This window comes from Lacinutrix sp. C3R15, from assembly GCF_018860825.1.
Lineage (GTDB): Bacteria > Bacteroidota > Bacteroidia > Flavobacteriales > Flavobacteriaceae > Oceanihabitans.
Window position 1 is genome coordinate 44,376 of the sequence record NZ_JAHKPZ010000004.1, and the last position, 24,183, is coordinate 68,558.

A 24,183-nucleotide genomic window follows, 5' to 3' on the forward strand; every position below is an offset into this window, starting at 1 on the left:
TAACATATGCTACTTTCCCTTTTACAAGATGTAAGTATAGAAGAAAAAATAAAACAAGCTCCTAACAGCGCCTATGAAATTGGTGTTTTTATTGGCTCTATGCTTCCTTTTATAATTCTGGTTGCACTAGCATATTTTATATTTAAATACAATAAAAACAAAAAGCAATAAAATGGATATATTAAGTTTTTTAAGTGGTAATGGTTTATTTTTAATACTAGGTGTTGTTCTAATAATCATCTATTTTTATAACAGAAACAAACGCAGATAATTACCTTGTTTTTAACCAACCTGTAATACTAAAACGCTCAGTATGTACAGGTTTTACTTCGTGTTCTATAACCTGACTTTCAAAAATTACAACACGTCCAGGAAAAGGATAAATAACCTTCTCACTTTCCTGGCCATTTTTATCTAAATACAATACCAGTTCACCACCATTTTCTGGCAACCAATCCTCTTCGTTTAAATAACAAACAAAAGATAATTTACGTCTGTCATCATTTTGAAAAGTATCTATATGGCGTTTATAAAACGTATCTTTAGGGTATAACGCATAATGAAACTCCTTATGTAAAATCCCCAAAAAACACGTTTTGTTTAAATAGTGAATTAAACTATTTATCTTATTAAAAAACAACATTTCATAAACATTAGCTTTACTTTCATCCATCCATAAAATAACATCCCCACGTATTGCTTTTTCTATGGTTTCGTTAACACGATTACCAATAGCAGCCTTTTTAAATGCATCTTCAGCATGTTTTTCAAGTAAAGATTGTCTTAAAATTAAAACTTCTTCGGCTGTAAAAAAGTCCTCAACAACACTATATTTATTTGCTAAAATATCAGCAATAACCCTTTCATACAAAGGGTTTTCAACAAACTCAAGCGCTTCAAAAATCTGACTCATAATTCTATTTGCTTCCTTTTTAATTTTAACAAAAGCGCGCAAATGTAATCTAAAAAGCGATTGCTTTTACAAAATGAATATCTTTGCAGTGAAATGCACAATACAATGAGTAATATTAGAATTACAAAACAGTTCTCTTTTGAGACAGGACACGCCCTTTATGGTTACGATGGTAAATGTAAAAACGTACATGGCCATAGCTACAGATTATTTGTAACCGTTATAGGAAAACCCATTACAGACCCGACAAATGTTAAGTACGGAATGGTTATAGATTTTGGCGATTTAAAAAAAATAGTAAAAGAAGATATTGTTGAAGTCTTTGATCACGCAACCGTTTTTAATAAAAACACCCCACATGTTGAACTAGCAAAAGAATTATCTGCAAGAGACCACAATGTATTATTGGTAGACTACCAACCAACTAGCGAAATGATGGTGATTGACTTTGCTGCTAAAATAAAAAGACGTTTACCAGATAACATAAAATTACATTCGCTAAAACTTTCAGAAACCACAAGCTCTTATGCAGAGTGGTACGCTAGTGATAACGCCTAGTTAAAAAAATTAATGGCGTTACCTAAAGGTCAGGCTATCGCAAGTCGCTATCACAGATGAGCTCCAACAATTGCTCCATCCTTAACGCATAAAAGTTAACTAACAAACATTTTTTATATTTACAGTATGCAAATTCCAAAAGGAAAAAAAATATACTTCGCAAGCGATAATCATTTGGGTGCTCCTACAAAAGAAGCCTCTCTTCCTCGCGAAAAAAAATTTGTAGCTTGGCTTGACCATGTTAAACAAGATGCTGCAGCTATTTTTCTTTTAGGTGATCTGTTTGATTTCTGGGTAGAATACAAGCACGTAGTACCAAAAGGATTTACAAGAACCCTTGGTAAACTTGCCGAAATAGCAGACTCAGGAATACCAATATACTATTTTGTTGGTAATCATGATTTATGGATGAGTGGCTATTTTGAAGAAGAATTAAATATACCTGTATACCACAAACCAAAGGAATTTACCTTTAACAATAAAACCTTTTTTATAGGTCATGGAGACGGTTTAGGTCCACATGATAAAGGCTATAAACGCATGAAAAAAGTGTTTACCAACCCTTTATGCCAATGGCTATTTAAACAGGTTTTACATCCTGATTTTGCTATGCGCATTGGGCAATATATGTCTGTAAAAAACAAACTTATTTCTGGAGATGAGGATGCCAAGTTTTTAGGTAATGATAAGGAGTGGCTAGTACAATATTGCAAACGCAAATTACAAGACAAACACAGAGATTATTTTGTATTTGGCCACAGACACCTTCCTTTAGATATAGATTTACAAAACAAGTCTAAATACATCAATCTTGGGGATTGGATACAATATTACACCTATGGTGTTTTTGACGGAGAAACCATGACTTTAAAAACTTTTAAACCATAAACCTTGCTGATCACTGCTTTTATTTTTATGCTTTTAGGCGCATTAATTAAATATGGCAAATGCTATTTTTTAATTGCAGGCTACAATACCATGAGTAAAGAAGAAAAAGAAAAGTACAACATTGCCGCTTTAGCAACACTTTTTAAAAATGTAATGTTTGGCATGGCTTTATTAATAATTATTGGTTATTTCGCTTCTAAATGGTTTCATAATGCCAACCTAGAAAACATCTTTTTGTTTATTTCTATTTTAACAGGAATTCCCTATTTACTAATAACATCGAATTCTAAAAAATATAAAAAATAAAAGATATAATCTGGCAGATTATATTCTTATAACCCTTAGCTTCTCTCACTTGCTAACTTAACCTTTACAGAAGCATAGGTAGAAACCATATAAGGCACAGAAAAAGTAATAAAAAACTTCAAAAGATTTAAATGCTTAAAATCTAATGCAATTAACTTTTCTCCTTGATTTATCAAATTCAAAATTAAACCTACAACTATAGCTACTTTTAATGAAGATATAACAATTTCTCTTTCTGAAGCTATTTTTACTACCTTATTCACTTTACGTACCATCAAGCAAAGATAAACTAGTTATATTTTTATATATAGTACAGATGTAAAAAATTATTCTTCTCTTTCATGGGCTTCTAAATCTTTGGTTAAATCTAATTTTCTAAAGGTAGGCGAAACAATTCCTGTGGTTAGCACTGTAATTAAAGTCATGGTACCTCCAAAAACAACAGCAGTTACTGTACCCATTAATTTTGCAGTTACACCACTTTCAAAAGCACCAAGTTCATTACTAGAACCAACAAACATAGAGTTTACCGAAGATACACGACCACGCATATTATCTGGTGTTTTAATTTGTAAAATAGTTTGACGTATTACCATAGAAACCCCATCGGTAACACCACTAAAAAATAAGGCAACAACACTTACCCAGAAAATAGAAGAAAGGCCAAAAACAATAATACACACACCAAAACCAAAGATTGCTGCAAGTAATTTCATTCCTGCGTTTTTACTAATAGGTATATATGCAGTGACTAACATGGTTAAAAAAGCACCAACAGCAGGAGCTGCTCGTAATACACCAAAACCTTCACTACCTACTTTTAAAATATCTTGTGCAAAAACAGGTAAAAGTGCAATGGCTCCTCCAAAAAGCACAGCTACCATATCTAAGGTTAGCGCTCCAAGAATTGCTTTTGTTTTAAACACAAAGTGCAAACCTTCTTTTAAACTTTGCATAACAGGCTCTCCTATTTTAGGATTTAAAATGGGTTTCTTTTTTATTTGAAACAACACAATTAAAGACAGCATTACCAAACCAAAAACAACACATAAAGACCAATGCACACCAATAGCACTTATTAATATTCCTGCGGTTGCAGGACCTAAAACACTTGCCATCTGCCAAGTAGAGCTGCTCCAAGTTGCAGCATTTGGGTATACTTTTTTGGGTACAATTAAAGCTATTAATGAAAAGATAGTAGGACCAAAAAACGAACGTAAAAAACCACCAAAAAATACCAAAGCATAAATAGAATATAAAATGGTTTTTGTGGTCCAATCTTGTACTATTCTTGGCCAGGTAAGTAAAAACAAACCTAAGCTTATTAAAGAAAATAAAGCAATACAGGTAGCTAAAAGGTTTCGTTTTTCACGTTGATCTACAATATGTCCTGCAAATAGTGCCATTGATAATGCCGGAATAATTTCCATTAAACCAATTACACCTAATGATAAAGGGTCTTTGGTAATACTATACACTTGCCACTCAATAACAATAAATTGCATAGACCAACCAAAAACTAATGCAAAACGAAGCAATAAAAATGTATTAAATTCTTTATACCGAAGTGCAGCGTATGGATCTTTTTTTTTCATAAAATTATGCTTTAATGTCTCTCAACTTCAATTGTAAAGACACATTACCTTGCCAATGATTCTCGTCTACAGAATACACGGCTTTAAATAATTTTCTTTCTGTAATAAGGTTTAGTTTGTCTCCTAAACCAAAGCCAATACAAACAATTTTATCTGCCTGTGGTTGTGTTACGGTAATTCGTAAATGTTTATCGTCTTCGCCTACACATTTTCCGTAACCTGTATCTTGTAAATCTTCGGTCATAAAAATAGGTGTCATATTCCCTGGACCAAAAGGGCCAAATTGACGCATAATGCGCATTAATTTAGCATCTACTTCATGCAGAGCAATCTGTTGATCTATTTTAATTTCTGGCGTCAATAAATTCTTATTTATGGTTTGCGAAACAGCATCTTCAAAAGCCTGTTTAAAAGCTTCGTAGTTTTCTTCTTTTAATGTTAAACCTGCGGCATATTTATGCCCTCCAAACTGTTCAATATGTTCTGCGCAAGCCTCCAAGGCATTGTACACATCAAAACCAGAAACCGAACGTGCAGAAGCAGCAAGCTTATCGCCACTTTTGGTAAACACCAAAGTGGGCCTGTAATAGGTTTCAATAAGCCTTGAAGCCACAATACCAATAACCCCTTTATGCCAATCTTCTTGATACACAACAGTGGTAAAACCTTCTTGTTCTTTTCGCTCTTCAATTTGTTGTAAGGCTTCTTCAGTAATACGTTTGTCTGTTTCTCTTCTATCGCTATTAAATGCTTCTATTTCGGCAGCGTATTTTTCAGCTAAAGAAAAATCCATTTCGGTTAATAAGGTTACTGCATAATTACCATGCTTCATTCTTCCTGCTGCATTAATTCTAGGCGCAACTGTAAAAACAACATCTGTAATAGTAAGCTCTGTTTTTTTAACTTGGTTGATAATAGCTTGAATTCCTGGTCGTGGATTGGCATTAATTACCTGCATACCAAAATAAGCAAGCACTCTATTTTCACCAGTTATAGGTACAATATCTGCACCAATTGCAGTTGCAACCAAGTCTAGGTATTCGGTTAAATCTTCAACCGTTTTATTTTGTTTAGAAGCTAAGGCTTGAATGAGTTTAAAGCCAACGCCACAACCACAAAGCTCCTTGTAAGGATACTTACAATCTTCTCTTTTGGGGTCTAAAACAGCAATAGCTTCGGGTAAATTTTCTCCTGGTCTGTGGTGATCACAAATAATAAAATCTACCCCTTTTTCTTTTGCATACGCCACTTTATCAATAGCTTTTACTCCACAATCTAAGGCTATAATTAGCGTAAAATCATTATCTTCTGCAAAATCAATTCCTTTATAAGAAACACCATAACCTTCTTCATAACGATCCGGTATATAGGTAGCTACATTAGCTGTTCTTGTTTTTAAATATTGAGACATTAGTGCAACAGAAGAAGTACCATCTACATCATAATCGCCAAAAACTAATATGTTTTCATTTTGTGCAAATGCTTTTTCAATTCTAGCAACCGCTTTATCCATATCCTGCATTAAGAATGGGTCATGCAAATCACTTAAACTTGGCCTAAAAAACGTTTTAGCTTCTTCATAGGTTTCTATTCCTCTTTGCAATAGTAATGTTGCCACAACATCATTTACTTGAAGTGCTTTTTTTAAGGCATTTAATTTATGGGTATCTGGTTTTGGTTTAAGTGTCCAACGCATTTTTGTTACTTAAATGGATTCTTTATTTTTTTAAAACTAGTGAAGCACCTTAAAAAAGATGCTTCAAGAAGAATAAATATAAAAAATATTATTTGTTATGGTAGTGAATAGAGGTTTTTACGTTTGCAAACTTGCGAAACATCTCCATAACGCCACAGTATTTTTCTACAGATAAATCTACCGCTTTTTTAATTTTTGACTCGTTTAAATCTTTACCAGTAAAATGATATTCTACCGTTACCGTGTGGTAATATTTTGGGTGTTCCTCGGTTAACTCTCCTTCCACAGTCATATAGAAACCTTCTACTGTAGCTTTCATTTTATCTAAAACGGAAACTACATCTAAGCCAGAACATCCTGCTAACGAAGATAGCATCATGGCTTTTGGTGCCATTCCAGAATTGGTACCTCCAAATTCTTCTGAGGCGTCCATCATGATGGAGTCCCATCTAGGGTTATCAGATTCAAAAACCATATTCCCTTTCCAATTGGCTGTAATTTTATCAGACATATTATAATATTTTTTTGTTTATTGTGTAATAAGATTATTTTTTTATGACAAAACGCACAGCTCTAAACTAATTTTAAGCCCCTTAAAATACGAAGGTAAAATGCGCATTGTTATTTCAAAAATACCACTAAAAAAAAGATTATGCCATTAGTTACACCATTATCTGCAGACTACGATTTAGAAACCAAAGCCTTAGCAGAATTTTTTAACGAAACATTAGGTTTCTGCCCAAACTCTGTACTTACCATGCAACGTCGTCCTGCTATTAGTAAAGCTTTTATACAATTAAATAAAGCGGTTATGGCTAATGAAGGCAAGGTAACCTCAGCCTTAAAACGCATGATTGCTTGGGTTTCAAGCAACGCAACAGGTTGTAGATATTGCCAAGCACATGCTATTCGTGCTGCAGAGCGTTATGGAGCAGAACAAGAACAATTAAATAATATTTGGGAATACAGAACACATCCTGCTTTTAACGAGGCCGAACGTGCTGCTCTAGATTTTAGTTTAGCTGCTAGCCAAGTACCAAATGCCGTAGATGCAACCATACAAAAGCGTTTACACGAGCATTGGGATGAAGGCGAAATTGTTGAAATGTTAGGCGTTATCTCCTTGTTTGGCTATTTAAACCGTTGGAATGATAGTATGGGAACCACTTTAGAAGAGGATGCTATTGAAAGCGGAAACCAATTTTTAGGAAAACACGGATTTGAAGTTGGGAAACATGTTTAAAATAGTTTGCAGTAGGCAATACCAGTTTTCAGTTTGCTTACTCTTAGTCTTAGTCCTAATTATATATAAACCTTGCTAGAGATAGTGAGGTTTTATTTTATAAAATCTTTTGAACTTCTTTCTGCAACTCCGGAACAACATCCTCCTCAAACCAAGGATTTTTACCTTTCCAAAATCTATTATTTGGCGAAGGATGCGGAATAGGAAAATACTCAGGTAAATACTCTTTATAATTGGCAACCGTTTCGGTTAGTGTTCTTTTAGCGTCTTCTTGTAAATAATATTTTTGAGCGTATAGACCAATTAATAGCACCAATGCTATGTTAGGCATTTCTTGCAAAAGAGCTTCATGCCATTGTGGTGCACATTCTTTTCTTGGTGGTAAGTCTCCTGTTTTTCCTTTTCCTGGATAGCAAAAACCCATAGGCATTACTGCAAATTTGGTTTCATCATAAAAATCTTCATCACTAACGCCCAACCATTTACGGAGTTGTCTTCCGCTAGGATCATTCCACGGAATTCCCGTTTTATGCACACTCGTTCCTGGCGCTTGTCCGATAATTATTATTTTGGCTGCTGGATTTGCTGTAACTACTGGTCGTGGACCAAGTGGTAAATGTGCTTTACAGATATCACATTGTCTTATCTTGTACAGTAAATCTTCCATAGGATAAGAAATGAACCTTTACTTTTTTGTTAAAGGAGAGCCTTCAAAAACCAAGCCTTCAAAACCTGTTTTTATAAAATTTCTGATGTTTTGGTGTCCTTCACCATTAGGATCATTTAAGACCTCATCAAAATAAAATGAACCAAAACAAGCTAAAGCTTCTTCTTTAGATAAACCTTCTGCTTGTGCAAATGCAAACAGTTTACAGGAACCAGAATTTTGTCCTTCTCCGTTTTCTAAAACACCGTTTTTAAATGCTTTTGGGGTGAATTCATAATTCGCTTCAATAACTTCCATGGTTTCTGAAAAAGCAATGTTTTTTGGTGTTGTTTTTAATTTGGTTTTAAAAGTAGTAATGTTCATTTTAGTATGTTTAGATGCTAAGTAGCAAAACAATAATTTTATTTTTTGGTGTTTCCTGCAACCACAACAACAATCTCTCCTTTTGGTGGTTTATTGGTATAGTGTTCCAGCACTTCTTTTGCTGTTCCTCTTACAGTTTCTTCGTATAGCTTTGTGAGCTCTCTTGAAACAGAAACCTGTCTGTCTTCTCCAAAATACTCGCAAAAATGACTAAGTGTTTTTATAAGTTTGTGCGGACTTTCATAAAAAATCATGGTTCTTGTTTCTTCAGCAAGAAGTAACAATCTGGTTTGACGGCCTTTTTTAACCGGAAGAAATCCCTCAAACACAAACTTATCATTTGGCAACCCACTATTTACTAATGCAGGCACAAATGCGGTTGCTCCAGGCAAACAGTCTACTTCAATACCATTTTCTACACAAGCTCTGGTTAATAAAAAACCAGGATCTGAAATTGCAGGAGTTCCTGCATCACTAATTAAAGCAATAGTGGTTCCTGCCTTTAACTTTTGTATTAATGCTTCTACCGTTTTATGCTCATTATGCATGTGATGGCTTTGCATTGGTGTACCAATTTCAAAATGTTTTAAAAGCTTTCCTGAGGTTCTGGTGTCTTCTGCTAAAATTAAATCAGCATCTTTTAAAACTTCAACAGCTCTAAAGGTTATGTCTTTTAAGTTTCCTATTGGTGTTGGTACAATATATAGTTTCATTCTGTTTTTATTTCTATTCAAATTTACAATCTTTTATAGTAATTGTACGCAACCTTTTTTATATTTTGGCATCTACCATAAAACAGACTATGAAAGTTAAAACTCCTTTTTTTTTATTTTTATTCTTTCATTTTATAACGAGTTATTCGCAAACAACAGATGTTTCTATTGCTGTTGTAGCACAAGATTTATCTGGAAATGACATTTCACAAATACCTATTTTTGAGCAATTTCAATACCTTGTAACTATTAGTAATTCTGGTAATTCTGTTTCTAACGTATCCTTTTCTCAAACCATAAATACCAATGCTACTATTGTGTCTTACATTAGCCAAAACCCAATTGGTGGCACTACACTTATTACTAATTTTAGTCAAAATGCAAATGTAATTACAGGTACTATTACAAGCTTACCTGCAGCTTCTAGCATTGAGGTAAAAGTGATTGTTCGCGCTCCCGAAATTATTGGAGGAATTGCTACCAACGCCAATGTTACTCCTCCTACAAATAGTACAGACACCAATACTGGTAACAATACTTCTATAATTTCTATAGATGTTACAGATGTGCCCATAGATTTTACAATTACACAAACGCAAATTTCACCACCAGAAGGCACAGCCATTAGTACCTGGAATGATACAGTAACTTATGAATTTACCATTACTAATCATAGTAGTATAGCTTATCCATTAAACGGCTTCACCACCTTTTTATCCCTAAACACACCGCAAAGTTATGGTAAACCTTTTGCGCAATTACTTTCTGTAAATTGTATTAATGCTACTGGTGGCACTAATTGTATAGATACTGTAAACATAACACCAACTCCTGTAATCATTAACTCAAGTGCAGAAGTAACTATATTTGATTTTGAAGAAAGCCATGAATATTCTGCAGGCGGATCTTTAACTTTTGAGATGGTTTATCAATATTTAGAGCCTGAATGTGCAGAAATAATAGATACAATAAATGTTACTAGTTCTGGTGAAATTTCTCTAATGCACAGCAATCTATCTGCTAATAGTTCTAACACCATAACTACTAATTTAGTAGAAGCACAATTATGTCAAGAAACAGATGTTTGCATAGAAACAGTACAAATAAACCCTTTACCTGTTAATACAGAAATTGCATGGAATGAACCCATTACTTTTGAAACTACTATTTGCAATAACGGACCATTAGATGCAGATGTTTTAGTGAGTTTTAGAAACCAATCTAATAATGCATTTTGGAATATTATTTCTATAACTTGTGAGCAAAACAGCACTACAATACCTTGTAGCAGTCTATCTTTTGCAGATGCAGATCAATATTGGGTTAGCAACCTATTTAATATGCCTGTAGGAGAAATAGTAACCATTAAAACAGTTATTGTTTTTTTAGAACCTGAATGTATTATTGGTAGTCTAGATGGTATTATAAGAACTGCTATAAATATTGAATCTGATGAAGTTACAGATAGTGATTTTTCTAACAATACAGATTTTGACTATATAAACCTACCAACTGCAGAGGAATGCGATTCTTCAGATATTGAAGTAACAAAAACACAAATAAATCCTGTTTTACCAGAAGGAGAAACTAGCGATAACACCACAAGTTGGGGAAGTATTACTTATGAAGTTACGGTTTCTAATTTAAGTGAAAATGCTACTATTTTTGAGCTAATAGACTATATACCTACAGGATATTCTTCTACTATTTCTGCCTCTTTAGAATCTGTAACCTGTGTTGCTACTACAGGAACCGCAAGTTGCTTTCCTATTGAAAACGCCAATATTGGCTTAGAATTAGATGGTATTTATGATGATGATGAAAATAATCCAGACCTATTTTGGCAAATTTTACCTGAAGAAAACAGACAGCTACCTGCTTTAAGCTCTATAACTTTTCATGTTATTGTAAACTGGTTTCCTGTTTGTTCTGCAATGAGTATTCCTGCTACTAATTTAGTGCAAGTAGATGCTTTAGCTCCTTATGCAGATTTTAATCAAACAAACAATAACGCTAGTACTACAACTTATTTTGCACCATGTATAGATTTAATAGTTCAAACTTTTCCAGAATTTCCTGTAGTAACCGTAAACCAACCTTTTCATTGGATAGTAGATATCACTAACAGCACCATGAGTTCTAGTGCTGTAGAAGTTGCTTTTGAAAATGAATTAGATGCCATATTTAATATAGTTGGTACACCAACATGTGTAGTAACTTCTGGTACTGCTGGCTGTATAACATCTTTCTCTATTACAGGAAATCATATTTCTGCAATTATACCAAGTATGGAAGCTGGTGCTACAGTCCGTATTTTTATTCCTGTTGAAGCACCAGCTTTTGGTGGTGCCTTTATTAATACTTCTGAAGCCATACCAAGTGCTATAAATAATGAAGAACTAACACCCGAAACCAATATTTCTATAAGTAGTGTTCAAGTATTGGCACCAACGCTTGAAAAAATATTTAATCCAGAAGAAATTTTTGAAGGAGAAGAAAGCATATTATCCTTTACTGTTTTTAATTTACCATCTAATACAGCACAAACTAATATAAACTTTACAGATAATTTACCAACAACTATTAGTATTGCTGGTGATGCCTATTGGAGTACAGATAATGGTTGTACAGCAACTTTTGTTGGAGAAATAGGAGACACTGCTTTTCAAGTAACCAACCTTACTTTTCCTGAAGGTGTAGCAAGTTGTACTTTTTCTATTCCTGTAACTTCTAACACTGCTGGCAACTATACCAATAACAACAGTAACGTTAGTAACCAAAATAATATTGACACCTCAAACACCAATGCAATGCTTACGGTTTTAGCAGGATCTAGTACAAATACAACAGAAAATTGTTTAGAAATTCCGCAAGGATTTTCGCCTAATAACGATGGTACTAATGATGTTTTTAGCATTACTTGTATAGAAGAATACCCTAATGCCAAACTACAAATTTACAACAGGCATGGTGCCCTTGTATATAAAAATAATAATTACCTAAACTCTTGGGATGGCAGACCAAACCATGGTGTTTTGCATAATGACGCAAAACGCTTACCTGTTGGTACATACTTTTATGTTTTAGAACATAAAGATTTACCCAAACAAAAAATTGGTTGGGTATACTTAAATTATTAAATAATTATTGGTATTTACTTTCAATAATTTCCATAAAACGCACTTCTATTTCTTCATTATCTGCCCAATTGTTATAATCTGGTTTTACAATATTTTGAATAAAATTTTGTGCCTCAGTAAAAGACTCCAACGTATTTATTTGTGATATTACACGTTCATAATCTTCATTTTTACCATCAAACAACTTTTTTATAAAAGCTATTTTATCATTTAAGCCAATATTTAAAGCGCCATTTTTAAGCTTTTCATTTAACGATTTTTTTTCGTTTGTATTCGTTACTTTTTCAAAAACTGGCATTTCTGTAAAGTCTGCGGTAATTTCTTCTAGGTCGTTTTTATGGTATTGGGTTTTTGGTATTATGGTTTCTAAAAAATCATCTACATGCTGCGTTTCTTCTGGCATTTGTGCAACTATATCTTTAATTTTTTCAGTAGCATGCTCCATGATTGCTTCGTTTTCATTTTCATCCATATCAACATAAATCTTGTCTTCAATCTCTATGTTATCACTCACTTTATTATTAAAAGCAGTATCAAGCATTCCAAAAAAAGAAGAGTCATTTCCTATAGTAGGGAAGCTTTCTTCAAAGTTTTCTTGTGCAAATTTTAAAACCGTTAATTTTTCATAAAGTGCTGCAACCTCAGCATGCATTTTATTAACATCTTCTTTCCCTTTTAGCTTTAAAATTTTATGAGCAATACTCATTAATTCAGATTCTAGCTTCCTCTTCATAACTTTTAAAATTTAATCTAATTTATACTTTTGATTTTTAATAAATTTGCGTCACCTTTATACATTACGAAAAAAGGTTTTGTTTAATGAACTAAATAAAACTAATATTATTGGATAAAAATTGCCTTTTTGCATCTGTTTTTTGTCTTTTTCTCTTTACACAGCTTTGCTTTGTAACCCTAAAAAGCCCTTAATTTGCTACAAAACACCTGATTTTTAACACAATAAAAAAGTTTAAAAAAGTTCCATGTTAAAATTACGAAATGTTTCTTGAAAATACAGTAAATCATAAAGAACAATTTGGGTGGATTGAGGTAATTTGCGGATCTATGTTCTCTGGTAAAACAGAAGAATTAATTCGCAGACTCAAACGAGCACAATTTGCAAGGCAAAAAGTAGAAATATTTAAACCTGCAATAGATGTACGTTATGATGAAGAAATGGTAGTATCTCATGATGCTAATGAAATTCGCTCAACACCTGTTCCTGCAGCTGCTAATATTCCTATTTTAGCAGACGGCTGCGATGTAGTTGGTATTGACGAAGCACAATTTTTTGATGATGAAATAGTACGCGTTTGTAACGATTTGGCCAACAAAGGCATTCGTGTAATTGTTGCAGGACTAGATATGGACTTTAAAGGAAATCCTTTTGGGCCAATGCCAAACCTTATGGCTACTGCAGAATATGTTACTAAAGTACATGCAGTATGTACAAGAACTGGTAATTTGGCACAATATAGTTTTAGAAAATCACAGAATGACAATCTTGTTTTACTTGGTGAAACAGAAGAGTACGAACCCTTAAGTCGTGCCGCATATTACAAAGCCACCATGCGTGAAAAAATAAGAGCGATGAAAGTAAAAGGTGCAGAAGATATTTCTTCAAAACAAAATAAACCCAATGTCTAAAACTCAAGAAACAACACTTGAAATAGATTTAAAAGCGCTTACACACAATTATAAACACCTTAAATCTAGACTGCAACCCAAAACAAAGTTTTTAGCGGTTGTTAAAGCATTTGCTTATGGTAGTGATGCTTCAGAAATTGCAAAACACCTGCAACATTTAGAGGTAGACTATTTTGCTGTTGCGTATATTAATGAAGGGATTGCACTAAGAGATGCAGGAATTACAAAACCTATTCTAGTACTGCATCCAGTACCAGTAAATTTTAAAACATTAATAGAACGCTGCTTAGAACCAAGCATTTATAGTCTAAAAATATTAAAAGAGTTTATAGCTATTGCTACTAAAGAAAAACAACAAAACTACCCTATTCATATAAAATTTAATACAGGATTAAATAGATTAGGCTTTAATGCTAAAGAAGTAGATGCAATTATCTCGTTATTAAAAAATAATACTGCTATTAAAGCTACCTCTATATTTTCGCATCTAGCAGCTAGTGAAGATTTAAATGAAAAGGAATTTTCTTTAAATCAGATAAATAAATTTAAAAATATTGCTAAAGTATTTTCTGAAAAAATAGGGTACCAACCCATACTTCATATGTGTAACACCTCTGGAATATTAAATTATCCTGAAGCACATTTTGATATGGTTAGAAGTGGTATTGGTTTATATGGCTTTGGTAATTCTGAAAAAGAGAACCTAAACTTTAAACCTATTTCTACACTAAAATCAATTATTTCACAAATTCACACTATAGATAAAGGTGAATCTTTAGGGTACAATAGAGCCTTTATAGCAACACAAACAACACAAACAGCAACCATACCTATTGGTCATGCCGATGGAATTGGCAGACAATATGGCAACGCTGTAGGTTTTGTTTATATAAATAGTAAAAAAGCACCTATTGTTGGTAATGTTTGTATGGATATGATTATGGTAGATGTTACAAATATTGACTGCAAAGAAGGAGATGAAGTAATTATTTTTGATGCAGAACATCAAACCGCTGAAAATTTAGCAAATACAACAAATTCTATTTCTTATGAGCTGCTCTGTTGTATATCTCAACGTATAAAAAGGTCGTTTTGTCGTTAAAATAGTTGTTTTCAATAATTAAATTCTTACTTTTTATTAAAATTTTAAGTAATTTGCTTTACAATTAACTAATAAAACAAAAGAACATGTTAAAAGAATTTAAAGATTTTATTATGACAGGAAATGTCATAGATTTAGCCGTAGCAGTTATACTTGCAGGAGCAGTAGGAATGGTAGTTAACGGTTTTGTTTCAGATATTATGATGCCAATTGTTGGTAATTTTGCAGGTGGTGTAGATTTTGCTGATTTAAAATACGTGCTTTCCCCTGCAACTGTAGGAGCTGATGGTGCAGTAACTAAACCAGAAAACGCTATCATGTATGGTAAATGGATAAACTCAATCATCAACTTAATTATTGTTGGATTTGTTTTATTCATGATTGTAAAAGCTTACAACAAAACAAAAACTCCTCCAGCTCCAGCTCCAGCAGCACCAAAAGGACCATCTCAAGAAGAATTACTTGCAGAAATTAGAGATTTATTAAAAAAGTAATTTATTAATTAAATCACTTTAATTACATAAAATTCAACCAATTAGCTTAAAAGCCTTATTTTATTTAAAATAAGGCTTTTTTTATGCTTTATTTTTAACAAAAAAAAAGGTTATGTAGTAATGGTTTGCATGTTTAAATGCTATAATTTTGTAGACTAAATTTTATAAAAAATGAAAGTAGCTGTAGTTGGTGCCACTGGAATGGTTGGCGAAGTTATGAGACAAGTACTTGTAGAACGTAATTTTCCTGTAACAGAGTTTATTCCTGTTGCTTCAGAAAGATCTGTAGGTAAAGAAATTGAATTCAATAATAAAACATTTAAGGTAGTAGGTTTACAAACAGCTGTAGACATGAAACCAGATATTGCAATATTTTCTGCAGGAGGAAGTACTTCTTTAGAGTGGGCTCCTAAATTTGCAGAAGTAGGAACAGTAGTTATAGATAATTCTTCGGCATGGAGAATGGATCCTACCAAAAAACTTGTAGTTCCAGAAATTAATGCAAAAGAACTTACTAAAGAAGATAAAATTATAGCAAACCCTAATTGTTCTACTATACAATTAGTTTTAGCATTATCTCCGCTTCATGAAAAATATAAAATGAAACGCGTGGTTATTTCCACTTATCAATCTGTTTCTGGTACAGGAGTTAAAGCTGTTCAACAATTAGAAAACGAAATCAAAGGAATAGAAGGTGAAATGGCCTATCCTTACCCAATTAGCAGAAACGCTTTACCTCATTGTGATGTTTTTGAAGAAAACGGATACACTAAAGAGGAAATGAAACTTGCTAGAGAACCTCAAAAAATATTTAATGACAAAACATTTTCTGTAACTGCAACTGCTGTTAGAATACCAACAGCTGGAGGTCACTCTGAATCTGTAAATGTAGAGTTTGAAAACGATTTTGATTTAAAAGACGTTAGACAACTATTAAGCGAAACCTCTGGTGTTGTTGTTCAAGATAATACTGCAAAAAACGAATATCCAATGCCTATTTTAGCAAATGGTAAAGACGAAGTTTTTGTGGGAAGAATTAGAAGAGATGAAACACAACCAAATACATTAAACATGTGGATTGTTGCAGATAATTTAAGAAAAGGAGCTGCAACCAATGCTGTGCAAATTGCAGAATATTTAGTAAACAACCAATTGGTTTAAATATTTCAACTTATTTTAACACTTAAATTGCTGTAACACAACTATTTTTACAGTTAATTTATAAAAAATCATTACCTTATTAGCCTTATATTTTGATATATGGTTAATAAGGTTTTTTATATTGTCTCTTCTTTTTTTCTGTGCACACTATTTATTTCTTGTAACACAGATGACAACTATGTAGCAAATGAAACAACAGAAACTTCACCTGTAGTTTTTGATATTACGCAAGTTCCTTATGCCACGCTTTCCGAATACCATTTTTTTGAAGGGGATCTAAAAAATCTAAACCCTGTTTATGGCGTATTACCTTACGATTTAAGTGCTGCGCTTTTTTCAGATTACGCAAAAAAGAAACGCTTTATCTGGATGCCTCAAAATGTAAAAGCCAATTACAATGGCGAGCACCAAATACTTCAATTTCCCATTGGCACTATCTTAATTAAAAACTTTTATTACAATAATGTACTACCTAATAATGAAACAAAACAAATAGAAACCAGACTAATGATTCATAAAGCGGAAGGTTGGATTTTTGCAAATTATATTTGGAATGATACACAAACCGAAGCTTATTTTGATCTTGCGGGAAGTGTTGTTAATTTAAACTGGAACGAAGCAACAGAAACAAAACAAGTAGCCTATAGAATTCCTAGTGAATCCCAATGTCATACTTGCCATAAATCTGGAGACACCTCCATACCTATTGGGCCTAAACCAAGAAATTTAAATATTTCTATAAATTATGGAACCGAATCTATAAACCAATTACAAAAATGGGTGAATTTTGGTTATTTAAATGAAAACCCTTCCAATATAGAAACACTTCCTAACTGGCAAGACCAATCCCTTTCTCTTAATGCAAGAGCTAGAGCATACTTAGATATTAATTGTGCACATTGCCATTCTGAAGAAGCTCATTGTGCTTATAGACCTGTTCGCTTTAATTTTGATGCTACCTCAAACCCAGAAAACTTAGGAGTATGTGTGGTTCCTGACACAGACCTTGGCGTAGGATTAACACATATTGTAGAACCACAAAACACCAGAAATTCTGTACTATTTTACAGAATAAACGAAACAGAAGAATCTATTAGAATGCCGCTTTTAGGCAGAACTCTAAAACATGTTGAAGGCATACAACTAATAGAAGCTTGGATAAACTCCTTAACAATACAGTGCAACTAAAACCAAAAAAAAATGAAAAAAATTACACTTTTACTTTCTCTACTATTATGTAGTTACTATACTACAGGGCAAGTACTAAATCAAGATGCAAATTGGCCTAATACTAGTTGGGACTTAGATGGGTCTTATGAAACAGATGCAACTATTTTTACTGGAAACCCAACGGTAACAGGAGGTGCCTCAAGTTTTTCTTTTGATGAAGATGAAGCAGGTGGTTCTTCTATTAATAATATAGGCATACAGTCTCCTACTATTAATTTAACCAATGCTTTTAATGCTGGTGAAAACTCTTTAGTTGTAACTTCTACTTACGTACTTAATGTATACCAAAATGAATCTTTAAACCTTCAATATTGGGATGCAGATGCCAGCTCTTGGGTAAATTGGGGACCAACATATACTACCACTACACCCAACGCACCTAATGTAGATTTTTGTAATGGCACTAGAGCTATATTTAATAGTGGTGAGTTAGCTATTGCTAGTTTCTCTAGCAACCAATTACAAAATTTTAGATATCGCATTTACTATAATGATAACGGTTCTTATGGTTGGGGAATTTGTTTTGACTCTCCAAACATACAATCCATCGCTCCTCCTAACTGCCCTAACATTACAGATATAAATATTTGTAATCTAACCCATGATTCTGCAGATATTTATTGGTCTCCAGGAAGTAATGAAGTTTCATGGCAAATTGCAGTACAAGCACAAGGCTCTGGAGCACCAACTTCTGGTTCATCTACAAGCACAAACAGCTATATGGTTTCAGGATTATCTGCAAATTCTAACTACGATATTTATATTAGAACACAATGCCTTGACGGAAGCGGTTTTAGTTCCTGGGTAATGTTATCTTTTACAACAAACAGCACACCTCCTGCATCTGGTGTATTTGCGTTTACTCAAAACAATAGAATATCCATGAACGGAACAAGTTATGCTGTAGTAGATATGAATAATGATGGATTAGACGACATGATTGCAGCTACAGCAACAAACCTTATAATTACATACCAATCTATAAATGGTTGCTTTAATGAAACTGTTTATGACGCTTTAGCAAACTATGGTCCTGGATGGAGCATTGCCGCTGGAGATTTAGATGGTAATGGGTACAATGATTTATTATATGCTGCAAGTAGTGGTGTATCCTTTATGTTAGCCAATGCTGATGGTACTGCATATTCACAAACCTATAATACTTCTGATTACGTTTTTTCTCAACGTTCTAATTTTATTGATATTAATAATGATGGAGATTTAGATGCTTTTGTTTGTCATGATGTAGAACCAAATGTATACTTTATTAATGATGGTACTGGCGGATTATCTTATTATCAAGGAGCTTCTACTAGTGTACCAAACGGTTTAGGGGTACATCCAAACGGTGGAAATTACGGAACCGTTTGGGTAGATTATGATAATGATGGCGATGCAGATATGTTTATTGCAAAATGTAGAGGTGGTAATGTTACCCATAAAATAAACGAGCTTTGGCGTAATGATGGTAATGGCGTATTTGTTAATGTTGCTGGTGATACAGGAGTAAACCTTGCAGATCCTGTACAAACTTGGTCTTCTGCTTGGGCAGATTTTGATAACGATGGCGATATGGATGCCTATATTGGAGCAAGTTCAAGTTCTGATGGTGGCCATAAGTACATGCTAAACAATGGTGACGGAACTTTTACGGATGCTACAGCTACTGCAAACATTGATAGTGCTCCTTACGGAATTGAAAATGCACCAGCAGATTTTAATAATGATGGTTACGTAGATATTTTATCAAACGGACAAATTTTACTTAATAATGGAGATAACTCTTTTACAGTTACAAGCAGTAATATGCCTCCTAGTGGAGCTATTGGTGACCTTAATAACGATGGTTTTTTAGATGTTTTTAAAGGAAGCTTATATCTAAACAATCCCAACGAAAATAATTGGATTAAAATAAGAACACAAGGAACCACGAGTAATACAAATGGTATAGGAGCAAGAATTGAAATAGTAACGCCTTCAGGAAATCAAATTAGAGATGTAAGAAGTGGTGAAGGTTTTGAATTTATGAGCACACTAAATGCACATTTTGGTATTGGTACAGACACAGAAATTACTAGCCTAACCATTACTTGGCCTTCTGGTATTGTAGATGTAATATTTAACCCAGCAATTAATGAAACCATTACAGCTATAGAAGGCGAAAACCCTTTAAGTATTGCTAACAATACACTTGAAGCAGATATAGCAATCTATCCTAACCCAACAAAAAATATGGTACATATCACTTCTTCTGTAGCCTTAAACCATGCTACGTTTAGCATTTATGATATTACCGGAAAACAAGTTTTAAATGCAAACCTAATTGCTAATACTATTGATGTTTCTAAATTAAGCACAGGAATATATGTATTAAAAATCATGGCAGACGGAAAACAAAAAACACAAAAATTAGTAAAACAATAAACCTTAAAAGTTTCTTAAAAGCTCTAATAGTCATTTATTAGAGCTTTTTTTATACTATTTTTATACCAATTAATTTTTTTAAAATGAAAAAGATAACACTTAGTTTAATTACACTAATAACTATAATGGCTTGTAAAGAAGAACAAAAACAAGTAGAAAGAAACATTTCTGTTAACTACCCTAAAACAAAAAAAGTAGACACAGCAACCAACTATTTTGGTGTAACTATTAAAGATCCTTTTAGATGGCTTGAAGATGACAGAAGCACGGAAACAGAAAACTGGGTAAAAAATCAAAACCAGGCTACCTTTAGTTATTTAGACAATATTCCTTATAGAAAAGAACTAAAAGAACGCCTTGAAAAACTATGGAATTATGAAAAAGTAGGAGCTCCTTTTAACCAAGGCGATTATACCTATTTTTATAAAAACGATGGCTTACAAAACCAATATGTAATTTATAGATATAAAAAAGGAAGCAATCCAGATACAGCAGAAGTTTTTCTAGATCCTAATAAATTTTCTGAAGATGGTACCACTTCTTTAGGTGGAACAAGTTTTACAAAAGACGGAAAAATATTAGCCTACGCTATTTCTGAAGGAGGTAGTGATTGGAGAAAGATTTTAATAATGAATACCGAAACCAAAGAAATTATGGAAGATACTTTGGTTGACATTAAATTTAGTGGCATGTCTTGGTATAAAAACGAAGGATTCTATTATTCTAGTTATGATAAACCTAAAGGAAGTGAACTTTCTGCAAAAACAGACCAACACAAAGTATACTACCATAAACTTGGCACACCTCAAAAAGAAGACCAACTTATTTTTGGTGGTACAGAAGCCCAAAAGCATAGATATATTTACGCAAACGTTACCGAAGACAACAAGTATTTGTTAATATCACCAAAGGTTTCTACCTCTGGAAACAAACTTTATATTAAAGATTTATCAAACCCAAATAATCCTTTAGTAACTATTTTAGACCATACAGAAAGTGACACTTACGTTATTGATAATGTAGACAGCAAATTGTATTTAGTAACAAACTTAAATGCTCCTAATCAAAAAATAGTAACTGTAGACGCAGCAAATCCTACTCCAGAAAACTGGGTAGATTTTATTCCAGAAACCGAGTATGTTTTAAGCCCTTCTAAAGGAGGTGGTTATTTCTTTACAGAATACATGGTAGACGCCATTTCAAAAATAAAACAATATGATTATGACGGAAAATTTATTAGAGATATAGAACTTCCAGGCGTTGGTAATGCTGGTGGCTTTGGCGGAAAAAAAGAAGAAAAAATAGATTACTATTCTTTTACCAATTACAATACTCCTTCTAGTATTTATAAATACGATATGGAAACTGGTACCTCTGAATTATACTGGAAACCAAACATCGATTTCAACCCAGAAGATTATACTAGTAAACAAGTATTTTACAACTCTAAAGATGGTACAAAAATACCAATGATAATCACCCACAAAAAAGGGGTAGAACTAAACGGAAAAAACCCAACCATACTTTATGGTTATGGAGGATTTAACATAAGTTTAAACCCTTCTTTTAGTATTGCAAATGCCGTTTGGATGGAGCAAGGCGGAATTTACGCTGTGCCTAATCTTCGTGGTGGTGGTGAATATGGTAAAAAATGGCATAAAGCAGGAACGCAATTACAAAAACAAAATGTGTTTGATGATTTTATTGCTGCTGCAGAATACTTAATAGCAAACAAATATACTTCTAGTGATTATTTAGCAATTAGAGGAGGCTCTAATGGAGGTTTACTTGTTGGTGCAACCATGACGCAACGTCCAGAATTAATGAAAGTAGCCTTACCAGCAGTTGGTGTTTTAGACATGTTACGCTACCACACATTTACCGCTGGAGCTGGTTGGGCTTATGACTACGGAACCGCAGAAGACAATAAAGAAGTGTTTGAATATCTTAAAGCATACTCGCCTGTACATAACGTAAAAGAAGGCGTGCAATATCCTGCAACCTTAGTAACTACAGGTGACCATGATGATCGTGTTGTTCCTGCACACAGTTTTAAGTTTGCTGCAGAGTTACAAGACAAACAAACGGGAAACAACCCAACACTTATACGTATTGAAACAGATGCAGGACATGGTGCAGGAACTCCTGTTAGCAAAACCATAGAGCAATATGCAGATATTTTTGGTTTTACACTTTACAATATGGGATTTGACGTACTACCAGAAAAAACAAAAGAATTTAAAGATTAAAAACACCACAATTACCTAGCCTGTTTAGTGAATAAAACCAAACAGGCTTTTTTTTACACGCTATTTCTTATTTAAAAAAAGCTTAAAATATTATTATCTTTTGGAAGTAACCATTTATTGCAATAGTTTTGCCTGCGAATATGAATAAAATAGTCTCTAAATATTTATCGTTAATCGTGCTCTTGCTTCTTTCAGGAGCCATAAATATGTATGCAAATACTTCGGTTGATGCAGACTATTCTTTAGTTAATATTCAAGAAACTAACGCTTCTTTTAGTAACAAACAAAGCAGCAACCTTCACTTTTCTATTCAACATAACAAAGACATTGAATTGTTTTTTGATTATACAGAAGCTGAAGAAACAGAAAATGAAGAATCTATTACTAGCAGTACAATTAACTCTTTACAAAGTTATATCTCTGCTTTTTCTCATGCACAACAACTAAATAATTTATCCTCTAAACTTCAAAAAGAGGTTAACAGTTTCAACTATATAGTTTGTCAACCCTCGACAAAACTTCACATTAGATTAGAAGTCTTTATAATCTGATATTCTTTCTTATAAACCAGTATTCCTATTGGTTTATTATTTATTTCAACCTTTTAATATAACACAAACAGCCAGTCTTGTGCCTTATTGGCATTGACTTGTTGTAATCACATTTTATTTTACAAATTTTAATTCAAATAAAAAATTATGAAAAAAACCTTCCTTTTCATAGGTTTATTCGCCTGTCTATTTCACACAAGTTGCGAAACTAAAAAAGAAGAAAAGAAAGAACATGTTGCTTTTCTTATTACCAATCCAATTAAAAAAGACACCACTATATCTAAAGATTATGTTAGTCAAATTCACTCTATTAAACATATAGAATTAAGAGCTCTAGAAAGAGGCTACTTACAACATATATCTGTAGACGAAGGACAACACGTTAAAAAGGGACAAACCATGTTCCAAATCATGCCAAATATTTATCAAGCCGAATTACAAAAAGCAAAAGCCGAAGCTAACACTGCCGAAATTGAACTAAAAAACACACAACTTTTAGCAGATGGTAATGTGGTTTCGCAAAATGAATTAGCTATGGCAAATGCTAATTTAGACAAAGCAAAAGCCGAAGTTACTTTAGCACAAACACATTTAGGTTTTACTAAAATTACAGCTCCTTTTGATGGTATTATGGACCATTTAGAAGCAAGAGAAGGTAGCCTTTTAGACGAAGGTGAATTGCTAACCACACTTTCAGACAATAGTAAAATGTGGGTGTATTTTAATGTGCCTGAAACAGAGTATCTAGATTATATCACGAGCACAGAGAAAGACACTAAAAAAGAAGTTAGCTTACTAATGGCTAATAATAAACTGTTCAACCAAAAAGGAATTGTTGAAACTATTGAAGGAGAATTTAATAGTGAAACCGGAAACATTGCATTTAGAGCTACGTTTCCTAATCCAGATGGTATTTTAAGACATGGCGAAACAGGAAGTGTATTAATGGCTGTTCCTTTTAAAGACGTAATTATTATTCCTCAAAAAGCAACGTTTCAAATTTTAGATAAAACCTATGTTTTTGTAGTAGATAAAAACCATATCGTAAAACAAAAAGAAATTACTATTGGCGCAGAGTTACCTCATCTTTTCATTGTTAGTAAAGGACTGTCTGAAAAAGACACTATTTTACTAGAAGGTATTAGAATGGTTAAAAACAATGAGAAAATAGAAACCAAATTTTTAGAGCCAAACAAAGTATTGTCTGAGCTAGACTTATACGCTGAATAATTTTAGAATTTAATCT

Annotated in this window: 24 protein-coding genes; 15 read left to right on the forward strand and 9 right to left on the reverse strand. The window is 33.1% G+C overall.

The features are described from left to right. The first annotated feature begins 6 nt into the window (after positions 1-6). Positions 7-171 (forward strand): hypothetical protein, encoded by a 165-nt coding sequence (locus KO494_RS00210; protein ID WP_215965569.1) that lies wholly within the window; start codon positions 7-9, stop codon positions 169-171. Positions 172-271: 100 nt separating this feature from the next. On the opposite strand, the gene KO494_RS00215 is transcribed toward KO494_RS00210, so the two are convergent. Beyond that, positions 272-913: a 2OG-Fe(II) oxygenase gene (locus KO494_RS00215; protein WP_215965570.1), complete on the reverse strand. Its 642-nt coding sequence runs from the start codon at positions 911-913 to the stop codon at positions 272-274. 105 nt (positions 914-1,018) lie between these two features. Here KO494_RS00215 and KO494_RS00220 point away from each other — a divergent pair, with 105 nt between their 5' ends. The 3 genes from KO494_RS00220 (at position 1,019) to KO494_RS00230 (ending at position 2,665) form a co-directional block, all read left to right on the forward strand. Next, positions 1,019-1,471, forward strand: coding sequence for a 6-carboxytetrahydropterin synthase (locus tag KO494_RS00220; RefSeq protein WP_215965571.1), 453 nt, complete (start codon positions 1,019-1,021; stop codon positions 1,469-1,471). 126 nt (positions 1,472-1,597) lie between these two features. Next, positions 1,598-2,359 carry a UDP-2,3-diacylglucosamine diphosphatase gene (locus KO494_RS00225; RefSeq protein WP_215965572.1) on the forward strand — a complete coding sequence of 254 codons (762 nt, stop codon included), beginning with the start codon at positions 1,598-1,600 and terminating at the stop codon, positions 2,357-2,359. Between the two features lie 3 nt (positions 2,360-2,362). After that, positions 2,363-2,665 (forward strand): DUF3784 domain-containing protein, encoded by a 303-nt coding sequence (locus KO494_RS00230; RefSeq protein ID WP_215965573.1) that lies wholly within the window; start codon positions 2,363-2,365, stop codon positions 2,663-2,665. A 35-nt stretch (positions 2,666-2,700) separates the two neighbouring features. Here the strand turns inward: KO494_RS00230 and nrtS are convergent, their stop codons facing one another. The 4 genes from nrtS to KO494_RS00250 all read right to left on the reverse strand — a co-directional run bounded on the left by nrtS (position 2,701) and on the right by KO494_RS00250 (position 6,467). Then, a complete protein-coding gene (gene nrtS / locus KO494_RS00235; protein ID WP_252730237.1) occupies positions 2,701-2,940 on the reverse strand; it encodes a nitrate/nitrite transporter NrtS in 240 nt (79 codons plus the stop codon). Positions 2,941-2,991: 51 nt separating this feature from the next. Beyond that, positions 2,992-4,260, reverse strand: coding sequence for an MFS transporter (locus tag KO494_RS00240; protein WP_215965575.1), 1,269 nt, complete (start codon positions 4,258-4,260; stop codon positions 2,992-2,994). Positions 4,261-4,264: 4 nt separating this feature from the next. Continuing rightward, positions 4,265-5,956: a single-stranded-DNA-specific exonuclease RecJ gene (gene recJ / locus KO494_RS00245; RefSeq protein WP_215965576.1), complete on the reverse strand. Its 1,692-nt coding sequence runs from the start codon at positions 5,954-5,956 to the stop codon at positions 4,265-4,267. A gap of 88 nt (positions 5,957-6,044) precedes the next feature. Beyond that, positions 6,045-6,467, reverse strand: a complete 423-nt coding sequence (locus tag KO494_RS00250) for an OsmC family protein (RefSeq protein ID WP_215965577.1) — start codon at positions 6,465-6,467, stop codon at positions 6,045-6,047. A gap of 141 nt (positions 6,468-6,608) precedes the next feature. On the opposite strand from KO494_RS00250, the gene KO494_RS00255 reads away from it, so the two are divergent. Next, entirely contained in the window at positions 6,609-7,199 is a 591-nt protein-coding gene (locus KO494_RS00255) for a carboxymuconolactone decarboxylase family protein (RefSeq protein WP_215965578.1), read from the forward strand. A gap of 97 nt (positions 7,200-7,296) precedes the next feature. On the opposite strand, the gene KO494_RS00260 is transcribed toward KO494_RS00255, so the two are convergent. Genes KO494_RS00260 through rsmI form a run of 3 tightly spaced genes read right to left on the reverse strand, consistent with a single transcriptional unit; the run spans position 7,297 to position 8,942 of the window. Beyond that, complete coding sequence (locus KO494_RS00260) at positions 7,297-7,866, reverse strand: uracil-DNA glycosylase family protein (protein ID WP_215965579.1); 570 nt, start codon at positions 7,864-7,866, stop codon at positions 7,297-7,299. 18 nt (positions 7,867-7,884) lie between these two features. Beyond that, a complete protein-coding gene (locus tag KO494_RS00265) occupies positions 7,885-8,229 on the reverse strand; it encodes a HopJ type III effector protein (RefSeq protein ID WP_215965580.1) in 345 nt (114 codons plus the stop codon). A gap of 38 nt (positions 8,230-8,267) precedes the next feature. Next, a complete protein-coding gene (gene rsmI, locus KO494_RS00270) occupies positions 8,268-8,942 on the reverse strand; it encodes a 16S rRNA (cytidine(1402)-2'-O)-methyltransferase (protein WP_215965581.1) in 675 nt (224 codons plus the stop codon). Positions 8,943-9,031: 89 nt separating this feature from the next. Between rsmI and KO494_RS00275 the strand changes: the two genes are divergently transcribed. Beyond that, entirely contained in the window at positions 9,032-12,082 is a 3,051-nt protein-coding gene (locus KO494_RS00275) for a gliding motility-associated C-terminal domain-containing protein (RefSeq protein ID WP_215965582.1), read from the forward strand. A gap of 4 nt (positions 12,083-12,086) precedes the next feature. On the opposite strand, the gene KO494_RS00280 is transcribed toward KO494_RS00275, so the two are convergent. Beyond that, positions 12,087-12,815: a hypothetical protein gene (locus KO494_RS00280; RefSeq protein ID WP_215965583.1), complete on the reverse strand. Its 729-nt coding sequence runs from the start codon at positions 12,813-12,815 to the stop codon at positions 12,087-12,089. 263 nt (positions 12,816-13,078) lie between these two features. Between KO494_RS00280 and KO494_RS00285 the strand changes: the two genes are divergently transcribed. From KO494_RS00285 to KO494_RS00325, 9 genes are all read left to right on the forward strand, one after another. Beyond that, on the forward strand, positions 13,079-13,726 hold the full coding sequence (locus KO494_RS00285) for a thymidine kinase (protein WP_215965584.1): 648 nt from the start codon (positions 13,079-13,081) through the stop codon (positions 13,724-13,726). Further along, the gene (gene alr, locus KO494_RS00290) at positions 13,719-14,828 is read left to right on the forward strand and encodes an alanine racemase (RefSeq protein WP_215965585.1); all 1,110 of its coding nucleotides are present in this window, start codon (positions 13,719-13,721) and stop codon (positions 14,826-14,828) included. Before KO494_RS00285 ends, alr begins: the two co-directional genes overlap by 8 nt. An 86-nt stretch (positions 14,829-14,914) precedes the next feature. After that, the gene (mscL, locus tag KO494_RS00295) at positions 14,915-15,322 is read left to right on the forward strand and encodes a large conductance mechanosensitive channel protein MscL (RefSeq protein WP_215965586.1); all 408 of its coding nucleotides are present in this window, start codon (positions 14,915-14,917) and stop codon (positions 15,320-15,322) included. Between the two features lie 171 nt (positions 15,323-15,493). Then, positions 15,494-16,483: an aspartate-semialdehyde dehydrogenase gene (locus KO494_RS00300; protein WP_215965587.1), complete on the forward strand. Its 990-nt coding sequence runs from the start codon at positions 15,494-15,496 to the stop codon at positions 16,481-16,483. Positions 16,484-16,582: 99 nt separating this feature from the next. After that, the gene (locus KO494_RS00305; RefSeq protein ID WP_215965588.1) at positions 16,583-17,671 is read left to right on the forward strand and encodes a hypothetical protein; all 1,089 of its coding nucleotides are present in this window, start codon (positions 16,583-16,585) and stop codon (positions 17,669-17,671) included. Between the two features lie 12 nt (positions 17,672-17,683). Next, the gene (locus KO494_RS00310; protein WP_215965589.1) at positions 17,684-20,137 is read left to right on the forward strand and encodes an FG-GAP-like repeat-containing protein; all 2,454 of its coding nucleotides are present in this window, start codon (positions 17,684-17,686) and stop codon (positions 20,135-20,137) included. 83 nt (positions 20,138-20,220) lie between these two features. Beyond that, the gene (locus KO494_RS00315) at positions 20,221-22,386 is read left to right on the forward strand and encodes a prolyl oligopeptidase family protein (RefSeq protein WP_215965590.1); all 2,166 of its coding nucleotides are present in this window, start codon (positions 20,221-20,223) and stop codon (positions 22,384-22,386) included. Between the two features lie 140 nt (positions 22,387-22,526). After that, a complete protein-coding gene (locus KO494_RS00320; protein WP_215965591.1) occupies positions 22,527-22,937 on the forward strand; it encodes a hypothetical protein in 411 nt (136 codons plus the stop codon). Between the two features lie 147 nt (positions 22,938-23,084). Next, positions 23,085-24,167, forward strand: a complete 1,083-nt coding sequence (locus KO494_RS00325) for an efflux RND transporter periplasmic adaptor subunit (RefSeq protein ID WP_215965592.1) — start codon at positions 23,085-23,087, stop codon at positions 24,165-24,167. Positions 24,168-24,183 lie beyond the last annotated feature (16 nt).